The sequence below is a fragment of the Streptomyces sp. WAC04114 genome, from assembly GCF_019733245.1.
In the GTDB taxonomy this organism is placed as follows: Bacteria; Actinomycetota; Actinomycetes; order Streptomycetales; family Streptomycetaceae; genus Streptomyces; species Streptomyces massasporeus_A.
Genome location: NZ_JAIGQA010000103.1, coordinates 16,018 through 29,152, shown reverse-complemented (window position 1 = coordinate 29,152; position 13,135 = coordinate 16,018). Strand labels below are relative to the sequence as shown.

The 13,135-nt window shown below is 70.6% G+C and carries 13 protein-coding genes; 8 read left to right on the top strand and 5 right to left on the bottom strand.

Annotated elements, in window-relative coordinates; translation table 11 throughout:
* The coding region (locus K4G64_RS24250; protein WP_260460895.1) for a metallophosphoesterase at positions 1-952 on the bottom strand (952 nt) is incomplete at its 3' end.
* 137 nt (positions 953-1,089) lie between these two features.
* Between K4G64_RS24250 and K4G64_RS24245 the strand changes: the two genes are divergently transcribed.
* A complete protein-coding gene (locus tag K4G64_RS24245; RefSeq protein ID WP_221758122.1) occupies positions 1,090-1,554 on the top strand; it encodes a GatB/YqeY domain-containing protein in 465 nt (154 codons plus the stop codon).
* A gap of 103 nt (positions 1,555-1,657) precedes the next feature.
* Here the strand turns inward: K4G64_RS24245 and K4G64_RS24240 are convergent, their stop codons facing one another.
* Positions 1,658-3,940 (bottom strand): transglycosylase domain-containing protein, encoded by a 2,283-nt coding sequence (locus K4G64_RS24240; protein ID WP_221758121.1) that lies wholly within the window; start codon positions 3,938-3,940, stop codon positions 1,658-1,660.
* Between the two features lie 408 nt (positions 3,941-4,348).
* On the opposite strand from K4G64_RS24240, the gene wblA reads away from it, so the two are divergent.
* Positions 4,349-4,687 carry a transcriptional regulator WblA gene (gene wblA / locus K4G64_RS24235; protein WP_030846174.1) on the top strand — a complete coding sequence of 113 codons (339 nt, stop codon included), beginning with the start codon at positions 4,349-4,351 and terminating at the stop codon, positions 4,685-4,687.
* Between the two features lie 157 nt (positions 4,688-4,844).
* Here wblA and K4G64_RS24230 read toward each other — a convergent pair whose 3' ends face one another.
* On the bottom strand, positions 4,845-6,272 hold the full coding sequence (locus K4G64_RS24230) for an ArsA family ATPase (RefSeq protein WP_221758120.1): 1,428 nt from the start codon (positions 6,270-6,272) through the stop codon (positions 4,845-4,847).
* Positions 6,273-6,447: 175 nt separating this feature from the next.
* On the bottom strand, positions 6,448-7,425 hold the full coding sequence (locus K4G64_RS24225) for an ArsA-related P-loop ATPase (RefSeq protein WP_221758119.1): 978 nt from the start codon (positions 7,423-7,425) through the stop codon (positions 6,448-6,450).
* A 107-nt stretch (positions 7,426-7,532) separates the two neighbouring features.
* Here K4G64_RS24225 and K4G64_RS24220 point away from each other — a divergent pair, with 107 nt between their 5' ends.
* The 4 genes from K4G64_RS24220 to K4G64_RS24205 all read left to right on the top strand — a co-directional run bounded on the left by K4G64_RS24220 (position 7,533) and on the right by K4G64_RS24205 (position 9,954).
* Positions 7,533-7,691, top strand: coding sequence for a DUF4177 domain-containing protein (locus K4G64_RS24220; RefSeq protein ID WP_097218487.1), 159 nt, complete (start codon positions 7,533-7,535; stop codon positions 7,689-7,691).
* Positions 7,691-8,152 (top strand): RidA family protein, encoded by a 462-nt coding sequence (locus tag K4G64_RS24215; RefSeq protein WP_030846166.1) that lies wholly within the window; start codon positions 7,691-7,693, stop codon positions 8,150-8,152. The genes K4G64_RS24220 and K4G64_RS24215 overlap by 1 nt, the downstream gene beginning before the upstream one ends.
* A 105-nt stretch (positions 8,153-8,257) precedes the next feature.
* Complete coding sequence (locus K4G64_RS24210) at positions 8,258-9,127, top strand: NUDIX hydrolase (protein ID WP_221758118.1); 870 nt, start codon at positions 8,258-8,260, stop codon at positions 9,125-9,127.
* Positions 9,124-9,954, top strand: a complete 831-nt coding sequence (locus tag K4G64_RS24205) for an MBL fold metallo-hydrolase (RefSeq protein WP_221758117.1) — start codon at positions 9,124-9,126, stop codon at positions 9,952-9,954. The genes K4G64_RS24210 and K4G64_RS24205 overlap by 4 nt, the downstream gene beginning before the upstream one ends.
* A gap of 82 nt (positions 9,955-10,036) precedes the next feature.
* Here K4G64_RS24205 and K4G64_RS24200 read toward each other — a convergent pair whose 3' ends face one another.
* Positions 10,037-10,711 (bottom strand): Crp/Fnr family transcriptional regulator, encoded by a 675-nt coding sequence (locus tag K4G64_RS24200; protein WP_010031945.1) that lies wholly within the window; start codon positions 10,709-10,711, stop codon positions 10,037-10,039.
* Between the two features lie 617 nt (positions 10,712-11,328).
* Between K4G64_RS24200 and nth the strand changes: the two genes are divergently transcribed.
* Positions 11,329-12,207 carry an endonuclease III gene (gene nth, locus K4G64_RS24195; protein WP_221758123.1) on the top strand — a complete coding sequence of 293 codons (879 nt, stop codon included), beginning with the start codon at positions 11,329-11,331 and terminating at the stop codon, positions 12,205-12,207.
* A 220-nt stretch (positions 12,208-12,427) separates the two neighbouring features.
* Complete coding sequence (locus K4G64_RS24190; protein WP_221758116.1) at positions 12,428-13,123, top strand: CoA pyrophosphatase; 696 nt, start codon at positions 12,428-12,430, stop codon at positions 13,121-13,123.
* Positions 13,124-13,135: the final 12 nt, after the last annotated feature.

The following is a 13,135-nucleotide window of genomic DNA, read 5'->3' as shown; positions in this document are numbered from 1 at the left end:
GACCGGGTGAAGGGCCTGTACACGCACATGGCGGAGGACCATACGTCGTACCTCCACGTGTCGGCGGGCACGCGAACCTCACCGGTGTGTAGCGGTTCGTGCCGCAGCCCGCCGACACGTGGAGGTACGACGTATGGCCCTCCGCCATGTGCGTGGACAGGCCCTTCACCCGGTCCGTGTCCAGGTCGCAGTTGGTGACCAGGGCGCCGTAGAAGGGGATGCACAGCTGGCCGCCGTGGGTGTGGCCGGCCAGGATCAGGGGGTAGGCGTCGGCCGTGAAGGCGTCCAGGGTGCGCAGGTACGGCGCGTGTACGACGCCCATCGAGAAGTCCGCCGCCTCGGACGGGCCGCCCGCCACCTGCGCGTAGCGGTCCCGCTTGATGTGCGGGTCGTCCAGGCCCGTGAGCTCCACCGAGCCACCCTCGAGCTTGAGCTCGCCGCGCGTGTTGGTCAGGTTGAGCCAGCCCGCCGCGTCGAAACCGTCCCGCAGGTCCTCCCACGGGTTGTGCACCACGCCCTCGGCCGGGGCGTTGCCGTTGAGCCCGTGGCGGCCCTGGGCCCTCTCGAGCAGGTAGAGGGCGGGGTTGCGCAGCTTGGGGCCGTAGTAGTCGTTGGAGCCGAAGACGTACGCGCCCGGGAACTCCATCAGGGGGCCGAGTGCGTCCAGGACCTCTGGGACGGCCTCCGGGTCGGAGAGGTTGTCGCCCGTGTTGATCACGAAGTCGGGGCGCAGGCCCGCCAGGGACCGCAGCCAGCGCTGCTTCTTGCGCTGGCCTCCGACCATGTGGATGTCGGAGACCTGCAGCACACGCAGGGGACGCATACCCGGGGGCAGGACCGGGACGGTGACCCGGCGCAGGCGGAAGGAGCGGGCCTCGAAGCCCGCCGAGTACAGCAGTCCGGCGGCGCCAGCCGCCGCGATTCCCAGGGGTACTCCATATCGCGCGCGCATACGGCCATCGTGTCAGACCCGGACCGTCGCCCGTGCCGGGGCGGTGCCCCCGAAATCCCCTGACGGCACCGGGCATTAGACGCCGGCCCCACAAATCGAGGGGCGCCGCTCCTCCCGCACCTGCGACAATCGACCCCATGACCACGCTCAAGTCGAAGCTGCAGGAAGACCTCAACGTTGCGATCAAGGAGCGCGACGAGCTGCGCTCCTCGACGCTCCGGCTGACGCTCGCCGCGATCACCAAGGAGGAGGTCGCGGGCAAGGAGAAGCGCGAGCTCTCCGACGACGAGGTGCAGAAGGTGATCACCCGGGAGGCGAAGAAGCGGCGTGAGGCGGCCGACGCCTTCGCGCAGGGTGGTCGGGCCGAGCAGGCCCAGCGGGAGAAGGCGGAGGGCGAGGTCCTCGCCACGTACCTTCCGCAGCAGCTGTCGGACGAGCAGCTCCAGGAGATCGTCGCCCAGGCCGTCGAAGAGGCGAAGGCGGCCGGTGCGGAGGGGCCTCGGGCCATGGGTGCGGTCATGAAGATCGTGAACCCGAAGGTGACCGGGCAGGCCGAGGGCGGCCGCGTCGCCGCCGCGGTGAAGAAGCTGCTGGCGGGCTGATCCTCTGGCACGCACGTCTCAGAACGAAGACGGCCCCCTCCCACCCATGCGGGTGAGAGGGGGCCGTTTTGTCGCGTCAGGCCGGTCAGGTCACGCCGTCGGCTCAGCCGGACCGGCCGCCGTTGCCGTTCCCGCCGTTGCCCTGCCCCCGGATGAACCCCTCCGGGATGGAGAACGAGGGGGTGGGCTCGTCGCCGCCTCCGCCGTTGTTGCCGCCGATCAGGCCGCCGATGAAGCCGTCGTCGCCGTTGTCGCCGTTGCCTCCGTCGTCACGGCCGCCGTCCCCGTCGCCGTCACCGCGGTCCCGGGGCTTGCTGTCGGGGATGTGGACGGAGTTGAAGTTCTCGACGGGCTTGCCCTCCAGCGCGCCGGACATCATGTCGCGCCAGATCGGACCGGGGACCTCGCCACCGAAGACCTTGCCGTACGACCGGCCGCCGATGGTGATGCCGGACATCTTCCGCTTGTGCGCCGGGTCGCCGACCCAGACCGCACCGGCCATGTTCGGTGTGTAGCCCACGAACCAGGCCGCGTAGCGCTCGTCCGTCGTACCGGTCTTGCCGGCGCTGGGACGGCTGCCGAGGCCCGCCTTCGTACCCGTACCGTCCTCGACGACGCCCTTCAGCAGCGTGTTGATCGTGTCGGCGGTGTTCTCCGACATCGCGCGCGAGCAGGTCGACTTCGGGACCTCCATCGACGTGGTCTTGTCACCGACCCGCCGGTTGACCGACTCCATGGCGATCGGCGTGCAGTACATGCCGCGCGAGGCGAAGGTCGCGTACGCGTTCGCCATGGTCAGCGGGGACATCTCCTGGGTGCCGAGGGCGATAGAGGGCACTTGCGGCATCTTGTCGCCGTCGGCCCGCACGACGCCCATCTTCTTGGCCATCGTCGTCACCGGGCAGATGCCGATGTCGCTGATCATCTGCACGTAGTATGTGTTGACCGACTTGGCGGTCGCCTCCCGCATGTCGTACGGGCCGACCTCGGAGGAGTTCTCGTTCTGGAGCTTCGCCGGGCTGTTGGGGTCGTTCACCCACCGCTTGCCGTCACAGGCCGAGACCGGGCTCGGGTACGCCATCTGGTACGGCGACGAGTACACCTTGTTCGCCGCCATGCCGTCCTCGAGGGCCGCGGCGGCCACGATCGGCTTGAACGTCGAACCGGGCTGGTAGCCCATGCCGCCGCCCATCGACTGGTCGACGGAGAGGTTGATCTGCGTCTCGTTCTTCTTGAAGCCGTAGGGACGCGACTGGCCCATGGCGAGGATCTTGCCGGTGCCGGGCTGGACGATGGAGGCGGCGGTGGCCACCTCGTCGCTCTTGTAGACGTGATCCTTGATCGACCGCTGCGCCGCCTTCTGGGACTGCGGGTCCATGGTCGTGCGGATGGTGAGGCCGCCCTGGTTCCAAATCTTCGCGCGTTGCTCCTTGGTCTTGCCGAAGACCGGGTCGGTCAGGAAGACCTCGCGCACGTAGTCACAGAAGAAGCCCGCACCCTTGACCGCCGTGATGCAGCCGTTCTTGGGCTTGCTGACCTTCAGGCCGAGCGGCGCCTTCATCGCGTCGGCGGCCTGCGCCCGGGAGATGTCGCCGACGGCCGCCATGCGCTGCAGCACGGTGTTGCGGCGCTTGGTGGCCTCCGCCTCGTCGTTGACCGGGTCGTACCGGCTGGGCGACTGGACGATGCCGGCCAGCAGGGCCGCCTGCTCCACGCCGAGGTCCTTGGCGGACTTGGAGAAGTAGCGCTGGGCGGCGGCCTCGACGCCGTAGGCCTGCTGGCCGAAGAACGTGATGTTCAGGTAGTTCTCGAGGATCTTCTTCTTGCCCAGCTCCTCCTCGACCTGGATCGCGTACTTGAGCTCGCGGATCTTGCGGCCGATGGTCTGCTGGGTGGCCTGCGCGACCTTCGTCGGGTCGTTGCCCGCCTCCTCGATGAAGACGTTCTTCACGTACTGCTGCGTCAGCGTGGAGGCGCCCTCGGAGACTCCGCCGGTCTGCGCGTTCTTGTTGAGGGCGCGCAGGACGCCCTTCAGGTCGACCGCGCCGTGCTGGTAGAAGCGCGAGTCCTCGATCGCGACGATCGCCTTCTGCATGTACGGCGAGATGTCCTTGAGGGGGACCACCGTGCGGTCGCGCGAGTAGACCGTGGCGATCTGGCCGCCGTCGGCGTCGAGGATCGTGGTGCGCTGACTCAGCGGCGGGGTCTTCATGTTGGCCGGGAGCTCGTCGAAGCTCTCGACCGATCCCTTGGCCGCCAGCCCCAGCGCGCCCACCGCGGGGAGGGCGATGCCGGCCAGCACGGCTCCCGCGAGGACACTGACACCGAGGAACTTGGCGGCCTGCTGCGTGGGAGACAGACCACCGCCCGAGCGCTTCTTTGGCATGAGGGCAGCCTACGTTCTCATTCGCCGGACAGGCGTACAGGCCTTGGCCTAAGCTGCTCTCAACTGTCACAGCAGTGAGGTCACGTATCAATACGTCCGACGACCCCGAATCGTTCCGGGTGTTCCCCAACTTTTTTGATGGGGCCGTGTCCGAATCCGCCTTGTGTGTCATACGGCGTCCCATGTGACGCAACTGAACTGTCCCGTTTCGTCGGGAAAGTTACGTATGTCGCCAGCTCACTCCCCCGGGTGATCTGCCGCTTACCCATAGTCCGTTCGGGCCATTCAAGATTGGGCCCGAAGGGGGTGTTGCGCTGTGCCCACCTTCCGTAACGTCCTCAACTGGCGGCGGTGAATATGCCGCTGCCGCCGTGGGGGAGCCTCGATTCGGGAGAGGACGGCGCCGGTATGGGCTGGGTAGTCGACTGGAGTGCGCAGGCGGCCTGCCGCACTACCGATCCGGATGAACTGTTCGTTCAAGGAGCAGCGCAGAACAGGGCCAAGGCGGTGTGCACGGGATGCCCGGTGCGCACGGAGTGCCTGGCCGACGCGCTCGACAATCGCGTCGAGTTCGGCGTGTGGGGAGGCATGACGGAGCGGGAGCGCCGCGCACTGCTGCGCAGGCGTCCCACGGTGACCTCCTGGCGCCGGCTGCTGGAAACGGCGCGCACGGAGTACGAGCGGGGGTGCGGTGTCCTGCCGCTCGACGACGACGAGATCTACGAGAACTACGCGGCGGTGAGCTGAGCGGTGAGCTGAGGAGTCCCTCACGCAGGGGAGCTCCCCAGGTCCGGGTTCGAGGGCCCTGTTCGGGCCCTTCGCCATCACCTACGGGTTCTTCCACCTACGCGTTGTTCGCCCTCGCCGGGTTGTCCTCCGGGCACGTCCCTCGGGTGCGCGCGCCTCAGGCACTCGCCTCAGGCGGCTCCGGCAGGTCGGCTGGGTCGGGCAGTTCGCGCTCGTCGGCCGCGAGGCGGTCGCCGATGTCGCGCAGGCCCGCGAGGTCGTGCACGTCGCCGGGCAGCGCGGCCACTTCCGTCACGGCCACCTCGGGGTGGAGCGCGGTGAAGCGGTCACGCGTGCGCTGCTCACGGGAGAGCAGCTGCATGCGATCGGCGTGCAGCCTCAGCAGGCCCGCGGTGAGCTGGTCGACGGACCGCTCGGGGCCCTCGGTGTCCGCGGCGTGTGCGGTGTCCTCGGCATGCTCGGTGTCTTCGGTGGGGGAGCCACCCTCGGGAGCCGATGCCGGGGACCGAGCTGGTGTTGCGGACGTGGGAGAGTCTGAACTGTCGTGTGTGTCGGGGGAGTTACGAAGTCTTGCTTTCCCGCTCTCCTGATCCACAATGCGGAGCTCTTCAAGATTTTCCGCGGCGGCGAGCGCCCGCTCGGCCGACAGCCGGTCGGCGCCGCTGCCGTGCACCCGGTTGAGCACCAGACCGGCGAGCGGCATGTCCTCGGCGGCCAGCCGCTCCACGAAGTACGCGGCCTCGCGCAGCGCGTCCCGCTCCGGGGCCGCCACCACGAGGAACGCCGTGCCGGGCGCTTGGAGCAGCTTGTACGTCGCGTCGGCTCGCGTGCGGAAGCCGCCGAAGGTGGTGTCCATCGCGGACACGAACGTCTGGACGTCCTTGAGGAGCTGACCGCCGAGCAGCTTGCCGAGGGTGCCGGTCATCATCGACATCCCGACGTTCAGGAACTTCATCCCGGCGCGGCCGCCCAGCTTCGCCGGTGCCGTCAGCAGCCGGATCAGCCGGCCGTCCAGGAACGACCCGAGCCGCTTGGGCGCGTCCAGGAAGTCCAGCGCCGAACGGGAGGGCGGGGTGTCGACGACGATCAGGTCCCACTCGTCCCGGGCGCGCAGTTGCCCGAGCTTCTCCATCGCCATGTACTCCTGCGTGCCCGCGAAGCCCGCCGAGAGCGACTGGTAGAAGGGGTTGCCCAGGATGGCGGCCGCCCGCTCGCCGTCCGCGTGCGCCTCGACGATCTCGTCGAAGGTGCGCTTCATGTCGAGCATCATCGCGTGCAGCTCGCCGCCCGCGGAGTCGTCGACTCCCTTCACCCGGCGCGGGGTGTTGTCGAGGGAGTCGATGCCCATGGACTGGGCCAGCCGGCGGGCCGGGTCGATGGTCAGGACGACCACCTTGCGGCCCCGCTCGGCCGCGCGCAGGCCCAGGGCCGCCGCGGTGGTGGTCTTGCCGACCCCGCCCGAGCCGCAGCAGACCACGATCCGGGTCTCCGGGTCCTCCAGCAGCGGATCGATGTCGAGCAGGCGGGCGGGGGCGAGGTGCGGGCGGGCCGGGTCGTGGGTGTGGGCCGGGTCCGAGCGACTCATGACATCCCCTGCTTCCCCTGCTTCCGACTCATGACGGGCCTTGCCTGTCTGTCGCGGCTCGTGACGCGTGCTGCTGCCGTGCCGTGTCCGTCGCGTCTCGTGACGCGCGCTGCTCGCGTGCCGTGTCCGTCCTGGCTCGTGACACGCCCTGCTCGCGTGCCCTGTCCGTGCCGGCTCATGACACGCCCTGCTCGCGCAGCTCACGGGCCAGCTCGTACAGCCCCGCCAGGTCCATGCCCTCGGCGAACAGCGGCAGTTCGTGCAACGGCAGGCCCAGTTCGGCCAGGACCGCCCGCTGCTCGTGCTCCAGCGTGTACCGCTCGGCGTACTCCTCGGCCTGCGTGAGCAACGGGTCCACCAGCCGCTCGGCGTGCCCGCCGCGCCGCGCCCCGCCGAGCCCCGCGGACGACAGGGACCGCGCGACAGTGGAACGCGGGACCGTCCGTACGAGTTCCAGGTCCGTCTCGTCCAACACCTCCGGCCGGACCATGTTCACGATGATCCGCCCCACCGGCAGCCGGGCCGAACGCAGCTCGGCGATGCCGTCCACGGTCTCCTGGACGGGCATCTCCTCCAGCAGCGTCACCAGGTGCACGGCCGTCTCCGGCGACTTCAGCACCCGCATCACGGCCTGCGCCTGATTGTGTATCGGGCCGATCTTGGCGAGGCCCGCGACCTCGTCGTTCACGTTCAGGAAGCGGGTGATCCGCCCGGTCGGCGGGGCGTCCATGACGACGTAGTCGTACGTGAACCGCCCGCTGCGCTCCTTGCGGCGCACCGCCTCGCACGCCTTGCCGGTCAGGAGGACGTCCCTGAGGCCGGGCGCGATGGTGGTGGCGAAGTCGATCGCGCCGAGCTTCTTCAGGGCCCGTCCTGCGCTGCCCAGCTTGTAGAACATCTGGAGGTAGTCCAGAAGGGCCAGTTCGGGGTCGATGGCGAGGGCATACACCTCCCCGCCCCCGGGTGCTACTGCGATCTTCCGTTCCTCATAAGGCAGCGCCTCCGTTTCGAAGAGCTGCGCGATGCCCTGACGGCCCTCGACCTCGACGAGAAGCGTCCGCTTCCCCTCCGTGGCCAGGGCCAGCGCTAGGGCCGCGGCCACCGTGGTCTTGCCGGTACCGCCCTTGCCGCTGACGACCTGGAGCCTGCTCACGTATTCGAGCCTAACCAGTCCGTGCCCGCGCTACGCGGCAGGCTGTGGATAACCGGTGCGGTGGTGGGCCGCGTGGCCCCCGCCCGCCAGGGGCTAGAGTCGGCCGCATGACCAAGTGGGAATACTCGACTGTGCCGCTGCTCGTCCACGCCACGAAGCAGATTCTGGACACCTGGGGCGAGGACGGCTGGGAGCTCGTCCAGGTCGTGCCCGGGCCGAACAACCCCGAGCAGCTCGTGGCCTACCTGAAGCGGGAGAAGCAGTAGTGGGCGCCGTCGAGGCGAAGCTGGCCGAGCTCGGCCTGAGCCTGCCCGCGGTGGTCCCGCCGCTCGCCGCCTACCAGCCGGCCGTGCAGTCCGGACCGTACGTCTACACCGCCGGGCAGCTCCCGATGGTGGACGGCAAGCTTCCGGTCACCGGCAAGGTCGGTGCGGAGGTCACCCCGGAGGAGGCCAAGGAGCTGGCACGCACGTGTGCGCTGAACGCCCTGGCCGCCGTGAAGTCCGTCGCCGGTGACCTGGACCGGATCGCGCGCGTGGTGAAGGTCGTCGGCTTCGTCGCCTCGGCCTCCGACTTCACGGGCCAGCCCGCGGTGCTGAACGGCGCGAGCGAACTGCTCGGCGAGGTCCTCGGCGACAAGGGCGTGCACGCGCGCAGCGCCGTGGGCGTCGCGGTGCTTCCGCTGGACGCACCGGTCGAGGTCGAGATCCAGGTGGAGCTCGCGTAGCACCCCGCCGCGTACCACGGCCGCGCCCTCTTCGGTGGCCCCAGCTGCGGATTCCGTCCCCGGGGCCACTCGAACATCCGCCCGTCACGGGATAGCCTCGCGCCCATGGCGAACGGTCAGTGGTACCCCCCGGAGTGGCCGGACCGCATCCGCGCACTCGCGGCCGGCACCCTCACCCCGGTGGCCCCGAAGCGCGCGGCCACCGTCATGCTCCTGAAGGACACGGGCAGCGGTCCCGCCGTCCACATGCTGCGCAGACGCGCCTCCATGGCCTTCGCCGGAGGCGCGTACGCGTATCCCGGCGGTGGCGTCGACCCGCGCGACGACGACCACCACGTCCGCTGGGCCGGCCCCACGCGCGCGTGGTGGGCCGACCGGCTCGGCGTCGACGAGACGGCGGCCCAGGCGATCGTCTGCGCGGCCGTGCGCGAGACGTACGAGGAGGCGGGCGTGCTGCTCGCCGGACCGGCGGCCGACGCGGTCGTCGGTGACACCACGGGAGCCGACTGGGAGACCGACCGGGCCGCCCTGGTCGCCCGGGACCTGTCCTTCGCGGAGTTCCTGGACCGCCGCGGACTGGTCCTGCGCTCCGACCTGCTGGGCGCCTGGACCCGCTGGATCACCCCGGAGTTCGAGGCCCGCCGCTACGACACCTGGTTCTTCGTGGCCGCTCTCCCCGAGGGGCAGCGCACCCGCAACGCCTCCACGGAGGCCGACCGCACGGTGTGGATCGCCCCGCGCGAGGCGGCGGCCGGGTACGACAAGGGCGAGCTGCTGATGATGCCGCCGACGATCGCGACCCTGCGCCAGCTGACGGCGTACGAGACGGCCGCCGGGGCGCTCGACGCCGCCCCGGGGCGTGACCTCACGCCCGTCCTGGCCACCGCCCGCCTGGTCGACGGCGAGCTCGTGCTCTCCTGGCCGGGCCACGACGAGTTCACCAAGCACATCCCGACCGGTGGAGCCACCGCATGACGGACGCAAGCGCCCTGCCCGGCCAGCCCCGCGGCGGGGTCCTCTCGGGCCCCGCCACCGCGCGGGCCGTCAACGTCCTGGCCCCCAACGCGTCGGCGATGACCCTGGACGGCACGAACACCTGGATCGTCTCCGAGCCCGACTCGGACCTGGCCGTGGTGATCGACCCGGGCCCGCTGGACGACGAGCACCTGCGCCGGGTTCTCGCCACGGCCGAACAGGCCGGCAAGCGCGTCGCCCTCACCCTGCTGACCCACGGCCACCCCGACCACGCGGAGGGCGCCGCCCGCTTCGCCGAGCTGACCGGCACACGCGTGCGTGCCCTCGACCCGGCACTGCGGCTGGGCGACGAGGGCCTGGCCGCCGGAGACGTGATCACGACCGGCGGGCTGGAACTGCGCGTCGTGCCGACCCCCGGCCACACCGCCGACTCCCTCTCCTTCCACCTCCCGGCCGACCGGGCCATCCTCACCGGCGACACCGTCCTCGGCCGCGGCACGACGGTCGTGGCCCACCCCGACGGCCGCCTCGGCGACTACCTGGACTCCCTGCGCCGCCTGCGCTCCCTCACGGTCGATGACGGCGTCCACACCGTGCTGCCGGGTCACGGCCCGGTCCTGGACGACGCCCAGGGCGTTGTCGAGTACTACCTCGCCCACCGCGCCACCCGTCTCGCCCAGGTCGAGACGGCCGTCGAGGACGGCTACCGCACCCCCGCGCAGGTAGTCGCCCACGTCTACGCCGACGTGGACCGCTCCCTGTGGCCGGCGGCGGAACTGTCGGTACGGGCCCAGCTGGACTACCTGGAGGAGCACGGGCTCATCTGACCGTGCGCGGCCTCGCGGATACGACGTCGGGCCCCGTCTCGTGAGGAGACGGGGCCCGATGACGTACGGGAGGGTGTGCGCGTCAGCGCGAGCGCTTCGCGAGGCGCTCCACGTCCAGGAGGATCACCGCGCGGGCCTCCAGGCGCAGCCAGCCGCGCTGGGCGAAGTCCGCGAGGGCCTTGTTGACCGTCTCGCGGGACGCGCCGACGAGTTGGGCCAGCTCCTCCTGCGTGAGGTCGTGCACGACGTGGATGCCCTCCTCGGACTGCACGCCGAACCGGCGCGACAGGTCGAGCAGGGCGCGGGCGACACGGCCCGGGACGTCCGAGAAGACGAGGTCGGACATCGCGTCGTTGGTCTTGCGCAGCCGGCGCGCGACGGCGCGCAGGAGTGCCGTGGCCACCTCCGGGCGGGCGTTCAGCCAGGGCTGGAGGTCGCCGTGGCCGAGGCCGAGCAGCTTGACCTCGGTCAGCGCCGTGGCGGTCGCGGTGCGCGGGCCCGGGTCGAACAGCGACAGCTCACCGATGAGCTCGCCGGGGCCGACCACGGCCAGCATGTTCTCGCGACCGTCGGGGGACGTGCGGTGCAGCTTCACCTTGCCCTCCGTGACCACGTACAGGCGGTCACCTGGGTCGCCCTCATGGAACAGCGAGTCACCGCGGGCGAGGGTCACCTCACTCATGGAGGCGCGGAGCTCCGCGGCCTGCTCGTCATCGAGCGCCGCGAAGAGCGGATTGCGCCGCAGAACGTCGTCCACGAGTTCTCTCCTATTCGACCTGCTCAGGGGATCTTGCTCCCCCGTGTACCGAGGGACCGTGGTGCCCATTTTGTCGGGCGGTCCAAACAGTGTGATCTGTCACAAGGATGCCGCACACGTGTCCCGGGGTACGCGGCAGGGGTCCAATTGGGCGCCGATCTTCAGGGGCCGGGGCGGATGTCGGTGCCGGGCCTTAGGCTGGCCGGGTGTCCAAATCGCCGGTGAGAGCACAGGCCGAGGGGGCTGCGCGGGTGGTTGTACGTCGAGATTCCGCTGTGGGCGAACACAGCCCCGATGGCGGTAGGAAAACGGCGAAAGAGAACAAGACGGAACCGGTGAAGAAGGCGGCTTCCGCGAAGAAGGCGGCATCCGCGAAGGGGGCCTCCGTGAAGGGGGCCGCGTCCGCCGGTAAGACGGCTTCCGCGAAGAAGACGGCGTCTCCGAAGAAGGCCGCGTCCGCGAAGAAGGCCGCGTCTCCGGAGGAAACTGCCTCCGCGAAGAAGGCCGCGTCTGCGAAGGAAACCGCCTCCGCGAAGAAGGCCGCTTCCAAGACCTCTGCCGCCAAGAAGGCCGATTCCAAGGCTTCTGCCGCCGAGAAGGCCTCGAAGGGTGCCGCCGTGAAGAAGGCGCCCGCCGCCAAGAAGGTCGCGGTCGCGCCCAAGAAGGCCACCGCCCGCCTCAAGGGCACCGCCCCCGCCAAGGCCGTCGTCCACCCGCCGGGCGACGAGTCGCCCACCGCTCTGGTCCGCCGGGCCCGCCGTATCAACCGCGAGCTCGCCGAGGTCTATCCGTACGCGCACCCCGAGCTGGACTTCGAGAACCCCTTCCAACTGCTCGTCGCCACGGTCCTGTCCGCCCAGACGACCGACCTGCGCGTCAACCAGACGACACCCTCCCTCTTCGCCAAGTACCCGACCCCGGAGGACCTGGCCGCCGCCAACCCCGAGGAGGTGGAGGAGATCCTCCGCCCGTGCGGCTTCTTCCGGGCCAAGACGAAGTCGGTCATAGGGCTGTCGAAGGCCCTGGTCGAGGACTTCGGAGGCGAGGTGCCCGGCCGGCTGGAAGACCTGGTCAAGCTGCCCGGCGTCGGCCGCAAGACCGCGTTCGTCGTGCTCGGCAACGCCTTCGGCCGCCCCGGCATCACCGTCGACACGCATTTCCAGCGCCTGGTGCGCCGCTGGCGGTGGACCGGCGAGACCGACCCGGACAAGATCGAGGCCGCCGTCGGCGCGCTCTTCCCGAAGAGCGACTGGACGGATCTGTCGCACCACGTCATCTGGCACGGCCGCCGCATCTGCCACGCCCGCAAGCCCGCGTGCGGCGCCTGCCCGATCGCTCACCTCTGCCCGGCCTACGGCGAGGGCGAGACCGACCCGGAGAAGGCGAAGAAGCTCCTCAAGTACGAGAAGGGCGGCTTCCCCGGGCAGCGTCTCAAGCCCCCGCAGGCCTACCTGGACGCGGGCGGCAAACCGGCGCCGCCGCTGGGGGCCGGATGAGTCGCCCGAGTCGCCCGCAGCATCCGAGGCGCCGGCCGAGCGGCCCGGCGTGCGCCGCGAAGAGCCCCACGTGCCATCAGAGGAGCCTCACGCACCATCCGAAGAGCCCCACGCGCCATCCGCAGAGCCCGAAGTGCCGCCCGTTCAGGGGATCCCGCGCGTTCGCGGAACGATCTCGGGCCCGTCGTGCGTTGGATGCGGCAGGACGACGGGGGTGGCGATGACGCGTGCGAGCGACACACAGGGCGGCCCGGTGGCGCTGAGCAAGGACGGGCTGCCCGGCTGGCTGGACCCGGTGGTGCACGCCGTGGAGACCGTCCGGCCGAGGCAGCTGAGCCGGTTCCTGCCCCCGGAGGACGGGGCGGGGCGGCAATCCGCCGTGCTGGTCCTGTTCGGTGAAGGGGCGCACGGCCCGGAGCTGCTGCTCATGGAGCGTGCGAGCTCCCTGCGCTCGCACGCCGGCCAGCCCTCGTTCCCGGGCGGCGCCCTCGACCCGGAGGACGGCGACCCGCACGGCGACGGCCCGCTGCGGGCCGCCCTGCGCGAGGCGGAGGAGGAGACCGGCCTCGACCCCTCCGGCGTCCAGCTCTTCGGTGTCCTGCCCCGGCTCTACATCCCCGTCAGCGGCTTCGTCGTCACACCCGTGCTGGGCTGGTGGCGCGAGCCGAGCCCGGTCGGCGTGGTCGACCCGAACGAGACCGCCCGGGTCTTCACCGTCCCCGTGGTGGATCTCACGGATCCCGCCAACCGCGCGACCACCGTCCACCCCAGCGGCCACCGAGGTCCGGCATTTCTGGTCGAATCAGCCCTTGTCTGGGGTTTCACGGCCGGAATCATCGACCGGCTGCTGCACTTCGCGGGCTGGGAGCGGCCCTGGGACCGCGAGAAGCAGGTCCCGCTCGACTGGCGCGCATGACAGGGTGGCCTC

Bases quoted from the DNA above. Each gene is read 5' to 3' on its own strand.
- K4G64_RS24245 (WP_221758122.1), top strand. From the start codon at position 1,090: ATGACCACGCTCAAGTCGAAGCTGCAGGAAGACCTCAACGTTGCGATC.
- K4G64_RS24240 (WP_221758121.1), bottom strand. From the start codon at position 3,940: ATGCCAAAGAAGCGCTCGGGCGGTGGTCTGTCTCCCACGCAGCAGGCC.
- wblA (WP_030846174.1), top strand. From the start codon at position 4,349: ATGGGCTGGGTAGTCGACTGGAGTGCGCAGGCGGCCTGCCGCACTACC.
- K4G64_RS24230 (WP_221758120.1), bottom strand. From the start codon at position 6,272: ATGAGTCGCTCGGACCCGGCCCACACCCACGACCCGGCCCGCCCGCAC.
- K4G64_RS24220 (WP_097218487.1), top strand. From the start codon at position 7,533: ATGACCAAGTGGGAATACTCGACTGTGCCGCTGCTCGTCCACGCCACG.
- K4G64_RS24210 (WP_221758118.1), top strand. From the start codon at position 8,258: ATGGCGAACGGTCAGTGGTACCCCCCGGAGTGGCCGGACCGCATCCGC.
- K4G64_RS24205 (WP_221758117.1), top strand. From the start codon at position 9,124: ATGACGGACGCAAGCGCCCTGCCCGGCCAGCCCCGCGGCGGGGTCCTC.
- K4G64_RS24190 (WP_221758116.1), top strand. From the start codon at position 12,428: ATGACGCGTGCGAGCGACACACAGGGCGGCCCGGTGGCGCTGAGCAAG.